We start from the raw sequence: 14095 nt of genomic DNA, 5'->3' as shown, positions 1-14095 counted from the left end.
CGCCATGTTTGAACAACTCGGCCTGATTGGCTGCGGCTTGATGGGTGGCTCGTTTGCACTGGCGCTCAAGCGCGCAGGCCTGGTCAAACGGGTGGTGGGCTACAGCAAGTCACCCTCCACCACTAGCCAGGCGCGACAACTTGGCGTGATCGACGTCGAGGCGCCCTCCGCCCTGCTGGCCGTGGCCGGTGCCGACATCGTGCTCTTGGCCGTGCCGGTGGCTGCGACCGAAGCCACGTTCAAATCGATCAAACACCTGATCACGCCGAACACGCTGGTGATGGACGTGGGCTCCACCAAGCGCGACGTGGTCGACGCCGCGCGCCGCGCGCTGCGCGAGCAAGTGGGCTCGTTTGTGCCGGCCCACCCCATCACGGGTAAAGAAGTGTCCGGCGTGGAACATGCCGACGCCGACCTCTACACCGGTCGGCACATCATCCTCACCCCAATCGAGCGCACCCTGCCCGAGCAGGTACGCCGCGCCACCGAGGTGTGGAGCGCGCTGCAGTGCCACGTGATGACGATGACGCCCGAATCGCACGACGCTGCGTTTGCCGCCGTCAGCCACCTGCCGCACCTCATCGCTTTTGCCATGATGCACAGCATGCTGACGCAGCCCCAGGGCGAGGAATACTTGAAACTGGCTGGCCCCGGCTTTCGCGACTTCACGCGCATCGCCGCGAGCGACCCGCGCATGTGGCGCGACGTGTTGCTGGCCAACAAGGAAGAAGTGCTGACCCAGTCGCAAGCGTTTCGGCGCACGCTGCAAGCCATGGAGCACATGATTGAAAACCAGAACGGCGACGCGCTCGAAGGGCTGATCAGCCAGGCCAGCGACGCCCGCACCGACTGGCGCATGGTGTCGTTCAAACCACAAAAATAATGTTCAGCAACGCCTTCCTCGACCTCCCTCCCCTGCAAAGCGCAGGCGGCACCGTGCTGTTGCCCGGCTCCAAAAGCATCTCCAACCGCGTGTTGCTGCTGGCCGCGCTGAGCGCTGGCACCACCACCATCCACGACCTGCTGGATTCGGACGACACGCAGGTCATGCTGGCCGCGCTGCGCAAGCTGGGCTGCGCCATCACGCAAAACGGCACCAGCGTAACGATTGAAGGGCTCAACGGCCAACTCAAAGTCACTCAAGCCGATTTGTTCATGGGCAACGCCGGCACCGCCATCCGCCCGCTGACCGCTGCGCTGGCCGTCCTGGGCGGCCACTTCACGCTGCATGGTGTGCCACGCATGCACGAGCGACCGATTGGCGATCTGGTGGACGCCCTGCGCCAACTTGGCTGCCTGGTGGCCTACACCGGCAACCCCGGCTACCCGCCGCTGGAAATCGGCGGCCAAGGCGCCGGCCCACGACTGCAACTGGATGCGCCGATCCGCGTGCGCGGCGATGTGTCCAGCCAGTTCCTCACCGCGCTGCTGATGGCGCTGCCACTGGTCGCCAAGCAAGACGTGACGATCGAGGTGGTGGGAGAGTTGATTTCCAAGCCCTACATCGAGATCACACTCAACCTGTTGGCGCGTTTCGGCATCCAGGTGCGCCGCGAAGGCTGGCAACGTTTCACCATTCCCGCCGGCAGCCGCTACCAGTCGCCAGGTGAAATCCACGTCGAGGCAGACGCCTCCTCCGCCAGCTATTTCATAGCGCTTGGCGCTATTGGAACGGGCGCTACAGGCCAAAACGATCAAAAGCTCCGCATTGAAGGCGTTGGCGAAGCCTCGATCCAGGGTGACATTCGTTTCATCGAAGCTGCGCGTTCCATGGGCGCCATCATCGAAGGTGGCCCCAACTGGCTGGAAATCCGCCGTGGCGCCTGGCCACTGAAGGCGCTGGATCTGGACTGCAACCACATCCCCGATGCCGCCATGACCCTGGCCGTGATGGCGCTCTACGCCGACGGCCCCAGCACGCTACGCAACATCGCCAGTTGGCGCGTGAAAGAAACCGACCGCATCGCCGCCATGGCCACCGAGTTGCGCAAGCTCGGCGCCACGGTGGAAGAAGGCGCCGACTTCATCACCGTGCAACCGCTGCCCAACGCAGCCGATTGGCGCGCGGCCAGCATCCACACCTATGACGACCACCGCGTCGCCATGTGTTTCTCGCTCGCGGCCTTCAATCCCGCCGGTCTGCCGGTGCGCATTGAAGACCCGAAATGCGTCGCCAAGACCTTCCCGGACTACTTCGAGTCGTTGCTGTCGTTGTGCCACACCGCTACGGCCAACATCCCGGTGATTTGTGTCGATGGCCCCACCGCCTCGGGCAAAGGCACCGTGGCTGTGGCCGTGGCAGCCCACCTGGGCTACCACTTTCTCGACTCCGGGGCGATGTACCGCGTCACCGCGCTGGCCGCCGTCCGCCGAGGACTGACCATTGACGCTGCACACGAAGCCGAGATCGCCGCCATGGCGCAAAAGCTGCCGGTGCGCTTCATCCAGGGCAAAGTGTTGCTGGATGGCGACGATGTCACCGAACAAATCCGCACCGAAGAAGCAGGTATGAACGCCTCCAAAGTGTCGGCGCTGCCCTCGGTGCGCGTGGCCTTGGTGGCCTTGCAACACAGCTTTCGCCGTCTGCCGGGACTGGTGGCCGACGGGCGTGACATGGGCACGGTGATCTTCCCCGACGCGCCTTTGAAGGTCTACCTCACGGCCAGCGCCGCCTGCCGTGCGGAGCGCCGGCATAAGCAGTTGATTTCAAAGGGTATTTCAACTACAATCGACAGTCTTCGCGCCGACCTGGAAGCACGCGACGCCCGGGACTCGTCCCGCAGCGTGGCGCCTTTGAAGCCAGCGCAAGATGCTTTGTTGCTCGACAACTCTGAAATCTCGATCACACAGTCGGTCGATCAGGTGCTGTCTTGGTGGCAAAGCCGGCAACCGTTCAAGGCCTCGTAAGAAGTTTTGATGGGGGCCAAAACCGCAGCAGCATGTGTTGTTGCGGTAAATAAAGGTCCACGTTTCGCCTCAATGCTGCCGGCCGCAACCGCTGCCTTCGCACCCATTGGTGACGCGTGGTTTTTTAACTCGTAACCCCTGCGGCTCATCACCGCAATACCGCCACGACAGTCTTAGAAACGGGTGCAATTCCGCTCCCGGAAACCTGCTACGTGGTTTAGGAAAATCAATGTCTGAATCTTTTGCCGACCTATTCGCCGAATCGGAACAACGTACTGAAACCCGCGTGGGTGAAGTCGTTACCGCTGAAGTCGTCCGTATCGAACACAACTTCGTGGTCGTCAACGCTGGTCTGAAGTCCGAAGCTTACGTTCCTCTGGAAGAGTTCAAGTCCGATAAGGGCGAAGTTGAAGTCCAGGTTGGCGAATTCATCTCGGTGGCCATCGTTGCCATCGAAAACGGCTACGGCGACACCATCGTCAGCCGCGACACCGCCAAGCGTCTGGCTTCGTGGATGTCTCTGGAAAAGTCCCTGGAATCCGGCGAATTCGTTACCGGCACCACCAGCGGCAAGGTCAAGGGCGGTCTGACCGTTCTGGTCAACGGCATCCGCGCATTCCTGCCCGGTTCGCTGATCGACACCCGCCCTATCAAGGACTTGTCTCCCTACGAGAACAAGACCATGGAATTCAAGGTCATCAAGCTCGACCGCAAGCGCAACAACGTTGTGCTGAGCCGCCGCGCTGTGGTGGAAGCCTCCATGGGCGAAGAACGCGCCAAGCTGATGGAAACCCTGAAAGAAGGTTCCGTGGTGCAAGGCGTGGTCAAGAACATCACCGAATACGGTGCGTTCGTTGATCTGGGCGGTATCGACGGCCTGTTGCACATCACCGACATGGCATGGCGCCGCGTCCGTCACCCAAGCGAAGTGGTGACGGCTGGTCAAGAAATCACCGCCAAGATCCTGAAGTTCGACACCGAAAAGAACCGTGTCTCGCTGGGTCTGAAGCAAATGGGCGACGACCCATGGATGGGTGTTTCGCGCCGCTACCCACAAAGCACCCGCCTGTTCGGCAAGGTCACGAACATCGCCGACTACGGTGCATTCGTGGAACTCGAGCCAGGCATCGAAGGCTTGGTGCACGTGTCCGAAATGGACTGGACCAACAAGAACATCGCTCCTGCCAAGCTGGTCACGCTGGGTGAAGAAGTCGAAGTCATGGTTCTGGACATCGACGAAGACAAGCGCCGTATCAGCCTGGGCATGAAGCAATGCAAGGCCAACCCATGGCAAGAATTCGCGCAAGACACGAAGCGTGGCGACCGCGTCAAGGGCCCGATCAAGTCGATCACCGACTTCGGCGTGTTCGTTGGCTTGGCTGCTGGTATCGACGGCCTGGTGCACTTGTCCGACCTGTCGTGGAACGAACCCGGCGAAGCCGCTGTTCGCAACTACAAGAAGGGTCAAGAAGTTGAAGCCATCGTGTTGGCCGTTGACGTCGACCGCGAACGCATCAGCTTGGGCATCAAGCAACTCGACAGCGATCCTTTCACGACCTTCGTGACCGTGAACGACAAGGGCCAAACGGTGACCGGCAAGGTCAAGACCGTTGACGCCCGTGGCGCTGAAATCGACCTCGGCGAAGACATCATCGGCTACCTGCGTGCTTCGGAAATCTCGCGCGACCGCGTTGAAGATGCCCGTAACGTGCTGAAGGAAGGCGACGAAGTTACCGCCGTGGTGGTGAACGTGGACCGCAAGACGCGCAACATCCAACTGTCCATCAAGGCCAAGGATGCAGCGGATCAAGGTGAAGCCATGGCCGCTCTGAGCCAAGCTTCTGCTCGCGAAAATGCCGGCACCACCAGCCTGGGCGCCCTGCTGCGCGCCAAGCTGGACAACAACAATAACTAAGCACTAGTTAATTGTTGATTGGTTAGGCACAGGCCAACTCGACTTGCGAGGCAAGCGGGTTGGCCTGTTTCACTTAACGACTGCACAAGAACAATGACCCGATCTGACCTCGTTGAAGAACTCGCGGCCCGTTTCAGCCAGCTCACCCATCGTGACGCTGAATACGCCGTCAAGACCATCCTGGATGCCGTCAGCGAGGCCCTGGTCCGTGGGCACCGCATTGAAATCCGTGGCTTCGGCAGTTTCTCCGTGACCCGTCGCCCGCCGCGCATGGGGCGCAACCCGCGCAGTGGTGAAAGCGTGGCCATTCCCGAGAAGCGTGTTCCGCACTTCAAGCCCGGCAAAGCGCTGCGCGAAGCGGTGGACGAACGCCACATCGATCTCGACGAAAAGCCTGTAGCACGCAGAGCTTGAAAGACTTTCAGGTGAACAGGTTCACCGATTCCATTCGCTAGAATGAACCTCACGAAAGAGGACCAGAATGAAAAACCTGATATGGCTGCTCAAGTGGGTACTTAGGGCGGCCATTTTTTTTACCCTTTTCGCTTTTGCGCTGAACAACCAGCAAGACGCCGCCGTGCACTTCTTTTTTGGCACGCAGTGGCGCGCACCCATGGTGCTGCTGATCTTGAGCGCGTTTGCCGCTGGCTTGGCCGTGGGTGTGCTGGGCATGGTGCCGCGCTGGTGGAAACACCGCGTTGCCGCCAAAAAGGCACAGCCGCTGTCCGCTGCGGCCACCGCACCAGTCGCCCCCAAAGAAGCGCCCACCTATACCAACACGGCCTCTGAGCCGCTCAGCGAACCGCCTCATGGAATTTGACCTCAGTTGGCTGCTGCTTGGCCTGCCGCTTGCGTTTGTGCTGGGCTGGTTGGCCTCGCGCTTTGACCTGCGCCAACTGCGGCTGGAAAACCGCCAGGCTCCCAAGGCTTACTTCAAGGGCCTGAACTTTCTGCTCAATGAGCAGCAAGACAAAGCCATCGACGCCTTCATCGAAGCCGTCCAAAAAGACCCCGACACATCGGAACTGCACTTTGCCCTTGGCAACCTGTTCCGCCGCCGTGGCGAATACGAACGCGCCGTGCGGGTGCACGAGCATTTGCTGTCGCGTGGCGACCTGAGCGCCGACGACCGCCACCGCGCGCAACACGCGCTGGCCCTAGACTTCCTCAAAGCCGGCCTGCTGGACCGTGCCGAAACCGCACTGCGCAAACTCGAAGGCAGCCGCTTCGAAGAACAAAGCCGCTTGGCGTTGCTGTCGATCTACGAACGTTCGCGCGACTGGCCACACGCCGCCGAAATCGCCAAGAAGCTCGAAGCTTCGGCCCAAGGCACTTTCAGTGGCCGCTTGGCGCACTACCTGTGCGAAGAAGCCGCCACGCTGCAAACCGCTGGCAACGCCGCAGACGCCCAACAGCGGCTGGAACAAGCCATCACCATCGCGCCACAGTCGCCGCGCCCACGCTTTGACCTGGCACATTTGTTCAGCAAAACCGAACGCCCGCAAGACGCCTTCAACACCCTGCTGAACATTGCCGAAGCCACGCCGAATGCCATGCCACTGGCCGCCAGCATGCTGGCACGCACCGGCGAGCAAACCGGGCGCCAAGCCGAAGCCCTGGCCGCACTCGAAGCCAGCTACCAACACTTTCCGTCGCTGGATGTGCTGGAAGCCATCGTGTCGATGGCCGGTGATTCAGCCGAAGCGAAACAGGCCGCACGCCTGCGCTACGCCCAACACCTAGACCACGAAAAATCACTGGTCGCCGCCGCACGCTGGATTGCAGGCGAAACGCTGCAACACGAAGAATTCCACCCTCAGGTGCAACGTGCCCTGGACCACGCCACCAAGCCGCTCACTCGCTACCGCTGTGCCGCTTGTGGCTTTGAAGCCAAGCAACACTTCTGGCAATGCCCTGGCTGCCAAGCATGGGACAGCTACCCCGCCAGAAGAGTAGAAGAGCTGTAATCATGTGAAACGCCACCGGCTAGTCCAAGCCGACTGCGTGGCGTTTTTCTAGAATGAACCGTTGCCGGCTTTGCCTCGGCAGTGAAGAAAAAAGATGACAAACCTCTCAACCCTTTCTCGCGACCAAATGGCCCAAGCCGAGGTGCTGGTGGTCGGCGACGTCATGCTCGACCGCTACTGGTACGGTGCAGTCGACCGTATCAGCCCCGAAGCGCCCGTGCCGGTGGTGCGGGTGTCGCGTGAAGAAGAGCGCTCCGGCGGCGCGGCCAACGTGGCCTACAACGTGGTCACGCTCGGCGCCCAAGCCTCGCTGCTCACCGTGGTGGGTGAAGACGAAGCCAGCCACAAGCTCGAAGCGTTGGTGGCCAAGACCGGCATCAAACCGCACTTCGGGCGTGATGCGGATCTGCAAACCACCGTCAAGTTGCGCGTCATCGGCCGCCAGCAGCAACTGCTGCGCATGGACTTTGAAAACACGCCCAAAAGCGAAATTCTGGCCTCGCAGTCAGCGCAGTTTGCCACCCTGTTGCCGCAGCACAAAGCCGTGCTGTTTTCCGACTACGGCAAGGGCGGCTTGGCCCACGTGCAAGACATGATCACCCTGGCGCGCAGCCAGAACAAAATTGTGCTGATCGACCCCAAGGGCTCCGACTACTCACGTTACCGGGGCGCTACCGTGCTGACCCCCAACCGCGCCGAGTTGCAGCACGTCATCGGCGACTGGACGAGCGAAGACGACTTGCGCACCAAGGCCCATGCCTTACGTGAACACCTGGCGCTCGACGCCCTGCTGCTCACACGCAGCGAAGAAGGCATGACGCTGTTTGACGCCGCCGGCGAACTCCACGTCAGCGCCCAAGCGCGCGAAGTGTTTGATGTGACTGGCGCGGGCGATACCGTGATTGCGACACTGGCTGCCTTGTGCGCTGCGGGTCTGTCGTTACGCGACGCCATGCCCTTGGCCAACCGCGCGGGCGGCATTGTGGTCGGCAAATTCGGCACCGCCACCGTCAGCTATGACGAACTGTTTAATGGCTAACCCCCAGCCTTCGCGCACTTCGTGTCGCTTCGCCAACCCCCTTGCAGGGGGCGATACCAGCGGCCCGGCAAAGCCGGTTCCGCGGTATCCCCGCGTGAATACGGGCTGCTCAACCCGCTCGTCAAGCACTAAGCTCTTTTCTTGCTGAAAAAGGATACGACCATGACCCGCATTGTTGTGACCGGCGCCGCCGGCTTCATCGGCAGCAACATCATCCGTGGCCTGAACGCACGCGGCATCACCGACATCATTGCGGTAGACGACCTCACCCAGGGCGACAAATTCCGCAACCTGGTCGACCTGCAGATCGCCGACTATGTGGATCTGGACGTGTTCTACCCACGCTTCGCCCAAGGCCACTACGGCAAGGTGGAAGCGGTGTTCCATGAAGGCGCTTGCAGCGACACCATGGAGCACAACGGCAAGTACATGATGGACAACAACTACACCTTGTCGTGTGGCCTGTTCCAGTCGTGCCAGCAACAAGGCACACGCCTGCTGTACGCGTCTTCCGCCGCCACGTATGGCGGCTCTGAGAAGTTCATCGAAGTGCCCGAATACGAGCAGCCGCTCAACGTCTACGGCTACTCCAAACTGCTGTTCGACCAACGCATGCGCCTTGAATGCGGCACCGACTTCAGCCGCATTGCCCAACGCAACATGGCGCAGGTGGTGGGCTTTCGCTATTTCAACGTCTACGGCCCGCGCGAGCAACACAAGGGCCGCATGGCCAGCGTGGCGTTTCACCAACTCAACCAGTTCAAGGCCGACGGCAAGGTCAAGCTGTTTGGCGAATACGGTGGCTACCCCGCCGGCGGCCAGATGCGCGACTTCGTGTTTGTCGACGACGTGGTGGCCGTCAACCTGTGGTTCTACGACAACCCCACCAAATCTGGCGTGTTCAACCTCGGCACCGGCCGCGCCCAACCGTTCAACGACATTGCCCACGCCGTGGTCAACACCCTGCGCGCGCAAGACAAGTTGCCCGCGCTGAGCCTGCACGATGCGGTGAAGCAAGGTTTGATTGAGTACATCGCCTTCCCCGACGCGCTGCGGGGCAAGTACCAAAGCTACACACAAGCCGATTTGACGGCCTTGCGCGCTACGGGTTGCGATCACCAATTTGCCGATGTGAGCAGCGGTGTGAGCCAGTATGTTCAGCGCCTGTTGCAGGCCTGACCCAGCTTAAACCTCATCGGACATTCGCTATTTAAACAATAGCTACTGCCGCTAGCGGCATATGCGCTAGCGGCATTTTTTCTTTAAGCTTTTTGAATTAAAGCGCCTTCAGCCGGCAAGCCCGTGCTGTCCATGCGCAAGCCCTTGGGCAGCGGAAACTTGGTGGTTTCTTCAATGCCGTCCATCTTGCGTACCGACACCGCGCCCAGTGCCTTGATACGGTCGATCACCTGCTTCACCAGCACCTCGGGGGCCGAGGCACCAGCGGTCAAACCCACACGGCTCTTACCTTCAAACCACGCGGGTTGCAGCTCTTCTGCGCTGTCGACCATGTAGCTGTCGGTGCCCAGCTTTTCCGCCAGTTCGCGCAGGCGGTTGCTGTTGGAGCTGGTGGGGCTGCCCACCACGATCACGATGTCGACCTGCGGGCTCATCACCTTGATGGCGTCTTGCCGGTTCTGCGTGGCGTAGCAGATGTCTTGCATCTTCGGCGCGCGGATGTTGGGGAAACGCGCACGCACGGCGGCGGAGATTTCGGCCGCGTCGTCCACGCTCAATGTGGTTTGCGTGACCACCGCCAGGCGCTCGGTCTGACCGGGCTGTACCTTGGCCACGTCGGCCACGTCTTCCACCAGGTGGATGCCGCTGTCGAGCTGGCCCATCGTGCCTTCCACCTCGGGGTGGCCCTTATGGCCGATCATGATGAACTCGAAGCCTTCTTTGTGCAGCTTGGCCACTTCCACGTGCACCTTGGTGACCAGGGGGCAGGTGGCGTCAAAGATCTGAAAGCCGCGCGCACGCGCTTCGTCTTGTACCACCTTACTCACGCCGTGGGCCGAGAACACCAGCGTGGCGCCGGGCGGCACGTCGGACAGTTCTTCGATGAAGATGGCGCCTTTGTCCTTCAGGTCGTTGACCACGTAGGTGTTGTGCACGATCTCATGGCGCACGTAGATGGGCCGGCCAAACTTGGCTAGCGCGCGTTCCACAATTTCAATGGCGCGGTCTACACCGGCACAAAAGCCACGCGGCTCGGCCAGGATGATTTCTTCTGGGCCCAAGGCCTTCACGTCGCTCATAACACCCCAATCAGTTGCACTTCAAACGTCACCGGCTGGTCGGCCAGCGGGTGGTTGAAGTCGAACAACACGGCGTCTGGGCTGTCCGCATTGCCCACTTGCTGCACGGCGCCAGCGTACTGGCCCAGGCCGTCCGGCGTGGGAAACTGCACCACGTCGCCAATGTTGTATTTTTCGTCCGGGTCGCCCAGTTGGTTCAGCAGCTTGCGCGCCACCCACTGCACCATGTCGGCCTTGCGCTCGCCAAAAGCCTCGCCGGCCGGAATCTCGAACGTGGCACGTGTGCCCTCTTCCAGGCCCAGCAGACGCTGCTCGACGGCGGGCGACAGCTCACCCGTACCCAGCGACAAGGTGGCGGGTTTGCCTTCAAACGTGTTGATGATGTCGCCACCGGGCCCTGCCAAGCGGTAATGCAGGGTCAGGAATGAGCTGGGTTGGACAAGCGTGGGTGTGGACGACATAAAACTCTCGAAGGCCGTGGCGCACCACGGCGGTTATCAATAAACTGCCCTCTATTGTAGAAAGCCGGGGCGCGCGCCGCACCCTCGGCAGCAAATCACCTTTCAGGCTGTCCCAAAGCCTTGTCACACGCGGCTTCCCGTCCTAACCGGAGACTGGAGCCGCCCATGCCCCTCAAAGACCTGCCCGCCGACGCCCGCCCCCGCGAAAAGCTGCTCGCGCGCGGCCCGGGCGCGCTGAGCGACGCCGAACTGCTGGCCCTGCTGCTGCGCACCGGCCTGGCCGGCAAAGGCGTGCTGCAACTGGCGCAAGAACTCATAGACCCTCCGCCCGTGGGTTTTGGCGGCATGGCCGGCCTGTTGCACGCCACGGTGGACGACCTGCGCCGCATCAAAGGCCTGGGCCCGGCCAAACGCGCCGAACTGGTCGCGGTACTGGAACTCGCCCGCCGCGCCATGGCCGAGCAGTTGCGCGAACGCGAGGTGTTCGACAGCCCCGACGCCGTGGGCTACTACCTGCAGTTGCACCTCTCCAACCGCCCGTACGAAGTCTTTGCCGTGTTGTTTCTAGATGCGCAACACCGGCTGTTGGCGATGGAAGAATTGTTCAGAGGCACGTTGACGCAAACCAGCGTTTACCCACGCGAAGTGGTGCTGCGCGCCCTGCACCACCATGCCGCTGCGGTGATCCTGGCGCACAACCATCCGAGCGGCGGAGTAAAACCATCACCAGCCGACGAAGCCCTGACACGCAGCCTGCGCGCGGCACTGGCGCTGGTGGATGTGCGGGTGCTGGATCACATGATCGTGGGTGCGGGCGAAACGTCTTCGATGGCAGAGGCCGGTTTACTTTGATAATGCAGGGCATGAAAGTCAATTCCCTCCAAGACCTGGCCAAGCTGCAGAAGACCATTGCCGACAAAGCGGCCGAGCAAGCCAAAGAGAAGGCTGCGGCTGAAGTCGCCAAGCGGCAAAAAGACGCAGACAAAAATCTGTTCACGCGCGCGGCCGGTGCGGTGCAGCCTTTGCCTTCGGGTCGAAAGTAGCTTTTTACGCTTACCAGATAAGCGCGGCTAGCTCACTTTTTTGAGGCTAGCCAGGCCCACTCAAAATGCCACACCCGCCACCAGCATGATGTTGGCGTAAGGTGTGCATTCCCCAGTGCGCACCACCGCCCGCGCACTGGCGCTGCGGCGTTTGAACTCTTCGTGCGACACAGTTTGCGGCGTGATGCCTTGCGCGGTCAGCGCCTGCGGATACCAAGCGGGCAAACCCGCGCCATTTGGTACAGCCTCGTTGGCGATCAACACGCCTTCCACCTGCATCTCTGACAACACCGCCTGCAGCACGTCGGCCAAGCCCGGCACGCCGCGCATCACGGCCAGGTCGATGCGCTGCGGCCCTGGCGGAATGGGCAGGCCCGCATCGCCAATTACCAAAGCATCGCCATGGCCCAGCGACGCGATCAGGTGCGAGAGTTCGGCGTGCAATAGCGTGGTGCGTTTCATAAGCTTGTCCACTCCGGGGGCATGGGGCTGCGCAGCACCGCGTCGCGTGTAGGAATCGACGGCTGCGCGCCAGGCTGCTGCACACACAACGCAGCGGCGCGAATGCCCAGGCGCACGGCTTCATTCAAAGATTGGCCTTCACCCAAGGCGGTAGCCAGCGCGCCCAGAAAGGTGTCGCCAGCAGCGGTGGTGTCCACGGCCTGCACCTTCAGCGCAGGGTGGTAGCTGGCACCATCGGCCGTCACCGCCACCGCACCGTGCGCGCCTAGCGTGACCACCACACGTGCCACACCTTTGGCAAGCAAGGCCTGCCCGGCCACCACCGCCTCTTGCGGTGTGTTGACCGCGTGGCCACTCAAATCCTTGGCTTCGATTTCGTTGACCACCAGCGTGTCGATCAAGGGCCACAACGGCTCGACAATGGGTTGCACCGGCGAGGGGTTGAGCAACACCTTGCAGCCCGCCGCATGCGCTACGCCAATCGCTTTGGCGACTTCAGGCAGCGGTACTTCAAACTGCGCCACCATGAAGGCCGCGCCCTGCAGTTGCTGGCGCAAGGCCGCTTCGTCAACTTCAAACCGACCATTGGCACCGGGGTTGAGCACGATACGGTTCTGGCCGTTGTCTTCTACCAAAATCAACGCCACGCCCGTGGCTTCTGCGGGCACGGTGCGCAGTGCACCGGTGTTGATGCCATCCTGCTCCAGCGCTGCGCGCAGCGACGAACCATAAGCGTCGTCGCCCACGCATCCGACCATCTGCACGAGTGCGCCCTGGCGCGCGCAGCTCACGGCCTGGTTGGCGCCTTTGCCACCGGGTATCGTGGCCATCGAATGGCCAGTGAGGGTTTCGCCGGCTTCGGGCACATGGGGCACGCGTGCCACCAAGTCCATGTTGAGGCTGCCGAGCACCACGATGCGTGGCGAAGATGCGTTCAAGATCTGCGTCATGTTGAAGTCAAAGGCGTCATCGCCCGAGGAAAAGAAGGAGCCACACCGGGATGGGCAGCGCTACGCTGTGGCGTTCGGCTGGCTGTACTGGCACGCACCCGCAACTCCGGTTGCAGCACCACCTTGCAGGGCTCGTGGCGCTTGCCGCTCACGCGCTCCAGCAGCATGTCCACCGCCAGGCCGCCGATTTGTGCCTTGGGTTGCGCCACCGTGGTGAGCGCGGGGCTGGTGTAAGACGACAGTTCGATGTCGTCAAAGCCCACGATGGAGAGTTCGTCGGGCACCGCCACGCCGGTTTCGTGCGCGGCGCGCAGCGCGCCTATCGCCATCAAGTCGTTGCACACAAACACGGCCGATGGCCGGTCTGCCGTGCGCAAAATCGCGTGCATAGCTTCGTAGCCGCCCTGGCTGGTAAAGCCGCCGCGCCACAGCAGTTCATCGGCACGCAACACCACGCCGCGCTCGGCCAGTGCCATGCGCCAGCCTTCGATGCGCTGCTCGCTCGACATCACGCCCAGCGGCCCGCCAATGCAGGCGATGCGCTGGTGCCCTAGCGACAACAAGTGCCGCCCGGCCAGCAAGCCGCCTTGCATGTGGGCGGTCTCCACCAGGTCGCAAGTGGGGTCGGCAATTTCGCGGTCGACCAGCACGGTGGGAATGCGCAGGCCTTGTAGTTGGGTCGCCAGCGAATGGTCGTCCACGGTGCCGGTGCTCACCACAATCAAACCGTCGATGCGCCGCTCGGTCAGCACCTGCAGGTAGACGCTTTGACGCCCGGGTTCATCATCGGTGTTGCACAGCACCAGCGTGTAGCCGGCGCTGAAACAGCGGTCTTCCACCGCGCGCACAATTTCAGCAAAGTAAGGGTTGGAGCTGTTGGGGATCAGCATGCCCAGCGTGGCCGAGCTGTTGCTCTTCAAGCTGCGCGCCATGGCGTTGGGCACGTAGCCCAGCGCGCGAATCGCCAGCTCCACCCGCTCGCGCCCCTCGGCACTCACCACGCGGGTGTTGTTGATCACGTGCGACACCGTGGTCACCGAAACCCCGGCGTGTTGCGCTACGTCTTTGATGGTGGCCATGCTTTATCTCTTAC

15 protein-coding genes are annotated in these 14095 nt (G+C 61.9%); 10 read left to right on the top strand and 5 right to left on the bottom strand.

The window, feature by feature from the left end; all coding sequences use genetic code 11:
* Positions 1-4 precede the first annotated feature (4 nt).
* The 8 genes from ACPWMG_RS08315 (at position 5) to rfaD (ending at position 9007) form a co-directional block, all read left to right on the top strand.
* Entirely contained in the window at positions 5-883 is an 879-nt protein-coding gene (locus ACPWMG_RS08315; protein ID WP_483304174.1) for a prephenate dehydrogenase, read from the top strand.
* Positions 883-2907 (top strand): bifunctional 3-phosphoshikimate 1-carboxyvinyltransferase/cytidylate kinase, encoded by a 2025-nt coding sequence (locus ACPWMG_RS08310; RefSeq protein ID WP_483304173.1) that lies wholly within the window; start codon positions 883-885, stop codon positions 2905-2907. Before ACPWMG_RS08315 ends, ACPWMG_RS08310 begins: the two co-directional genes overlap by 1 nt.
* A 229-nt stretch (positions 2908-3136) precedes the next feature.
* A complete protein-coding gene (rpsA, locus tag ACPWMG_RS08305; protein WP_422829360.1) occupies positions 3137-4822 on the top strand; it encodes a 30S ribosomal protein S1 in 1686 nt (561 codons plus the stop codon).
* A 93-nt stretch (positions 4823-4915) separates the two neighbouring features.
* Entirely contained in the window at positions 4916-5236 is a 321-nt protein-coding gene (locus ACPWMG_RS08300) for an integration host factor subunit beta (protein WP_483304172.1), read from the top strand.
* A 67-nt stretch (positions 5237-5303) separates the two neighbouring features.
* Positions 5304-5642 carry a LapA family protein gene (locus ACPWMG_RS08295; RefSeq protein ID WP_483304171.1) on the top strand — a complete coding sequence of 113 codons (339 nt, stop codon included), beginning with the start codon at positions 5304-5306 and terminating at the stop codon, positions 5640-5642.
* The gene (gene lapB, locus ACPWMG_RS08290) at positions 5632-6789 is read left to right on the top strand and encodes a lipopolysaccharide assembly protein LapB (protein WP_483304170.1); all 1158 of its coding nucleotides are present in this window, start codon (positions 5632-5634) and stop codon (positions 6787-6789) included. Before ACPWMG_RS08295 ends, lapB begins: the two co-directional genes overlap by 11 nt.
* Before the next feature lie 94 nt (positions 6790-6883).
* A complete protein-coding gene (rfaE1, locus tag ACPWMG_RS08285; protein ID WP_483304169.1) occupies positions 6884-7828 on the top strand; it encodes a D-glycero-beta-D-manno-heptose-7-phosphate kinase in 945 nt (314 codons plus the stop codon).
* A 162-nt stretch (positions 7829-7990) separates the two neighbouring features.
* Positions 7991-9007, top strand: a complete 1017-nt coding sequence (rfaD, locus tag ACPWMG_RS08280) for an ADP-glyceromanno-heptose 6-epimerase (RefSeq protein WP_483304168.1) — start codon at positions 7991-7993, stop codon at positions 9005-9007.
* Positions 9008-9090: 83 nt separating this feature from the next.
* Here the strand turns inward: rfaD and ispH are convergent, their stop codons facing one another.
* Positions 9091-10086 carry a 4-hydroxy-3-methylbut-2-enyl diphosphate reductase gene (ispH, locus tag ACPWMG_RS08275; protein WP_483304167.1) on the bottom strand — a complete coding sequence of 332 codons (996 nt, stop codon included), beginning with the start codon at positions 10084-10086 and terminating at the stop codon, positions 9091-9093.
* Positions 10083-10547, bottom strand: a complete 465-nt coding sequence (locus tag ACPWMG_RS08270; RefSeq protein WP_483304166.1) for an FKBP-type peptidyl-prolyl cis-trans isomerase — start codon at positions 10545-10547, stop codon at positions 10083-10085. The genes ispH and ACPWMG_RS08270 overlap by 4 nt, the downstream gene beginning before the upstream one ends.
* 165 nt (positions 10548-10712) lie before the next feature.
* Here ACPWMG_RS08270 and radC point away from each other — a divergent pair, with 165 nt between their 5' ends.
* Both radC and ACPWMG_RS08260 read left to right on the top strand, forming a co-directional pair.
* Entirely contained in the window at positions 10713-11399 is a 687-nt protein-coding gene (gene radC, locus ACPWMG_RS08265) for a RadC family protein (protein WP_483304165.1), read from the top strand.
* An 11-nt stretch (positions 11400-11410) separates the two neighbouring features.
* Positions 11411-11590 (top strand): hypothetical protein, encoded by a 180-nt coding sequence (locus ACPWMG_RS08260; RefSeq protein ID WP_483304164.1) that lies wholly within the window; start codon positions 11411-11413, stop codon positions 11588-11590.
* A 60-nt stretch (positions 11591-11650) separates the two neighbouring features.
* Here ACPWMG_RS08260 and rbsD read toward each other — a convergent pair whose 3' ends face one another.
* Genes rbsD through ACPWMG_RS08245 form a run of 3 tightly spaced genes read right to left on the bottom strand, consistent with a single transcriptional unit; the run spans position 11651 to position 14081 of the window.
* The gene (rbsD, locus tag ACPWMG_RS08255; protein WP_483304163.1) at positions 11651-12052 is read right to left on the bottom strand and encodes a D-ribose pyranase; all 402 of its coding nucleotides are present in this window, start codon (positions 12050-12052) and stop codon (positions 11651-11653) included.
* On the bottom strand, positions 12049-13002 hold the full coding sequence (rbsK, locus tag ACPWMG_RS08250; protein WP_483304162.1) for a ribokinase: 954 nt from the start codon (positions 13000-13002) through the stop codon (positions 12049-12051). The genes rbsD and rbsK overlap by 4 nt, the downstream gene beginning before the upstream one ends.
* Positions 12999-14081 carry a LacI family DNA-binding transcriptional regulator gene (locus ACPWMG_RS08245; RefSeq protein ID WP_483304161.1) on the bottom strand — a complete coding sequence of 361 codons (1083 nt, stop codon included), beginning with the start codon at positions 14079-14081 and terminating at the stop codon, positions 12999-13001. The genes rbsK and ACPWMG_RS08245 overlap by 4 nt, the downstream gene beginning before the upstream one ends.
* Between the last annotated feature and the right edge of the window lie 14 nt (positions 14082-14095).

This window comes from Hydrophilobacter chitinilyticus, assembly GCF_049860745.1.
Taxonomy (GTDB): Bacteria; Pseudomonadota; Gammaproteobacteria; order Burkholderiales; family Burkholderiaceae_C; genus Rhodoferax_B.
Note: the sequence above shows the minus strand (reverse complement) of the source record. Positions and strands in the feature narration are given on the sequence as shown.

Bases quoted from the DNA above. Each gene is read 5' to 3' on its own strand.
- rfaD (WP_483304168.1), top strand. From the start codon at position 7,991: ATGACCCGCATTGTTGTGACCGGCGCCGCCGGCTTCATCGGCAGCAAC.
- rpsA (WP_422829360.1), top strand. From the start codon at position 3,137: ATGTCTGAATCTTTTGCCGACCTATTCGCCGAATCGGAACAACGTACT.
- ACPWMG_RS08295 (WP_483304171.1), top strand. From the start codon at position 5,304: ATGAAAAACCTGATATGGCTGCTCAAGTGGGTACTTAGGGCGGCCATT.
- lapB (WP_483304170.1), top strand. From the start codon at position 5,632: ATGGAATTTGACCTCAGTTGGCTGCTGCTTGGCCTGCCGCTTGCGTTT.
- ACPWMG_RS08310 (WP_483304173.1), top strand. From the start codon at position 883: ATGTTCAGCAACGCCTTCCTCGACCTCCCTCCCCTGCAAAGCGCAGGC.
- ACPWMG_RS08260 (WP_483304164.1), top strand. From the start codon at position 11,411: ATGAAAGTCAATTCCCTCCAAGACCTGGCCAAGCTGCAGAAGACCATT.
- ACPWMG_RS08300 (WP_483304172.1), top strand. From the start codon at position 4,916: ATGACCCGATCTGACCTCGTTGAAGAACTCGCGGCCCGTTTCAGCCAG.
- rbsK (WP_483304162.1), bottom strand. From the start codon at position 13,002: ATGACGCAGATCTTGAACGCATCTTCGCCACGCATCGTGGTGCTCGGC.
- ispH (WP_483304167.1), bottom strand. From the start codon at position 10,086: ATGAGCGACGTGAAGGCCTTGGGCCCAGAAGAAATCATCCTGGCCGAG.
- rfaE1 (WP_483304169.1), top strand. From the start codon at position 6,884: ATGACAAACCTCTCAACCCTTTCTCGCGACCAAATGGCCCAAGCCGAG.
- radC (WP_483304165.1), top strand. From the start codon at position 10,713: ATGCCCCTCAAAGACCTGCCCGCCGACGCCCGCCCCCGCGAAAAGCTG.
- ACPWMG_RS08270 (WP_483304166.1), bottom strand. From the start codon at position 10,547: ATGTCGTCCACACCCACGCTTGTCCAACCCAGCTCATTCCTGACCCTG.
- ACPWMG_RS08315 (WP_483304174.1), top strand. From the start codon at position 5: ATGTTTGAACAACTCGGCCTGATTGGCTGCGGCTTGATGGGTGGCTCG.
- ACPWMG_RS08245 (WP_483304161.1), bottom strand. From the start codon at position 14,081: ATGGCCACCATCAAAGACGTAGCGCAACACGCCGGGGTTTCGGTGACC.
- rbsD (WP_483304163.1), bottom strand. From the start codon at position 12,052: ATGAAACGCACCACGCTATTGCACGCCGAACTCTCGCACCTGATCGCG.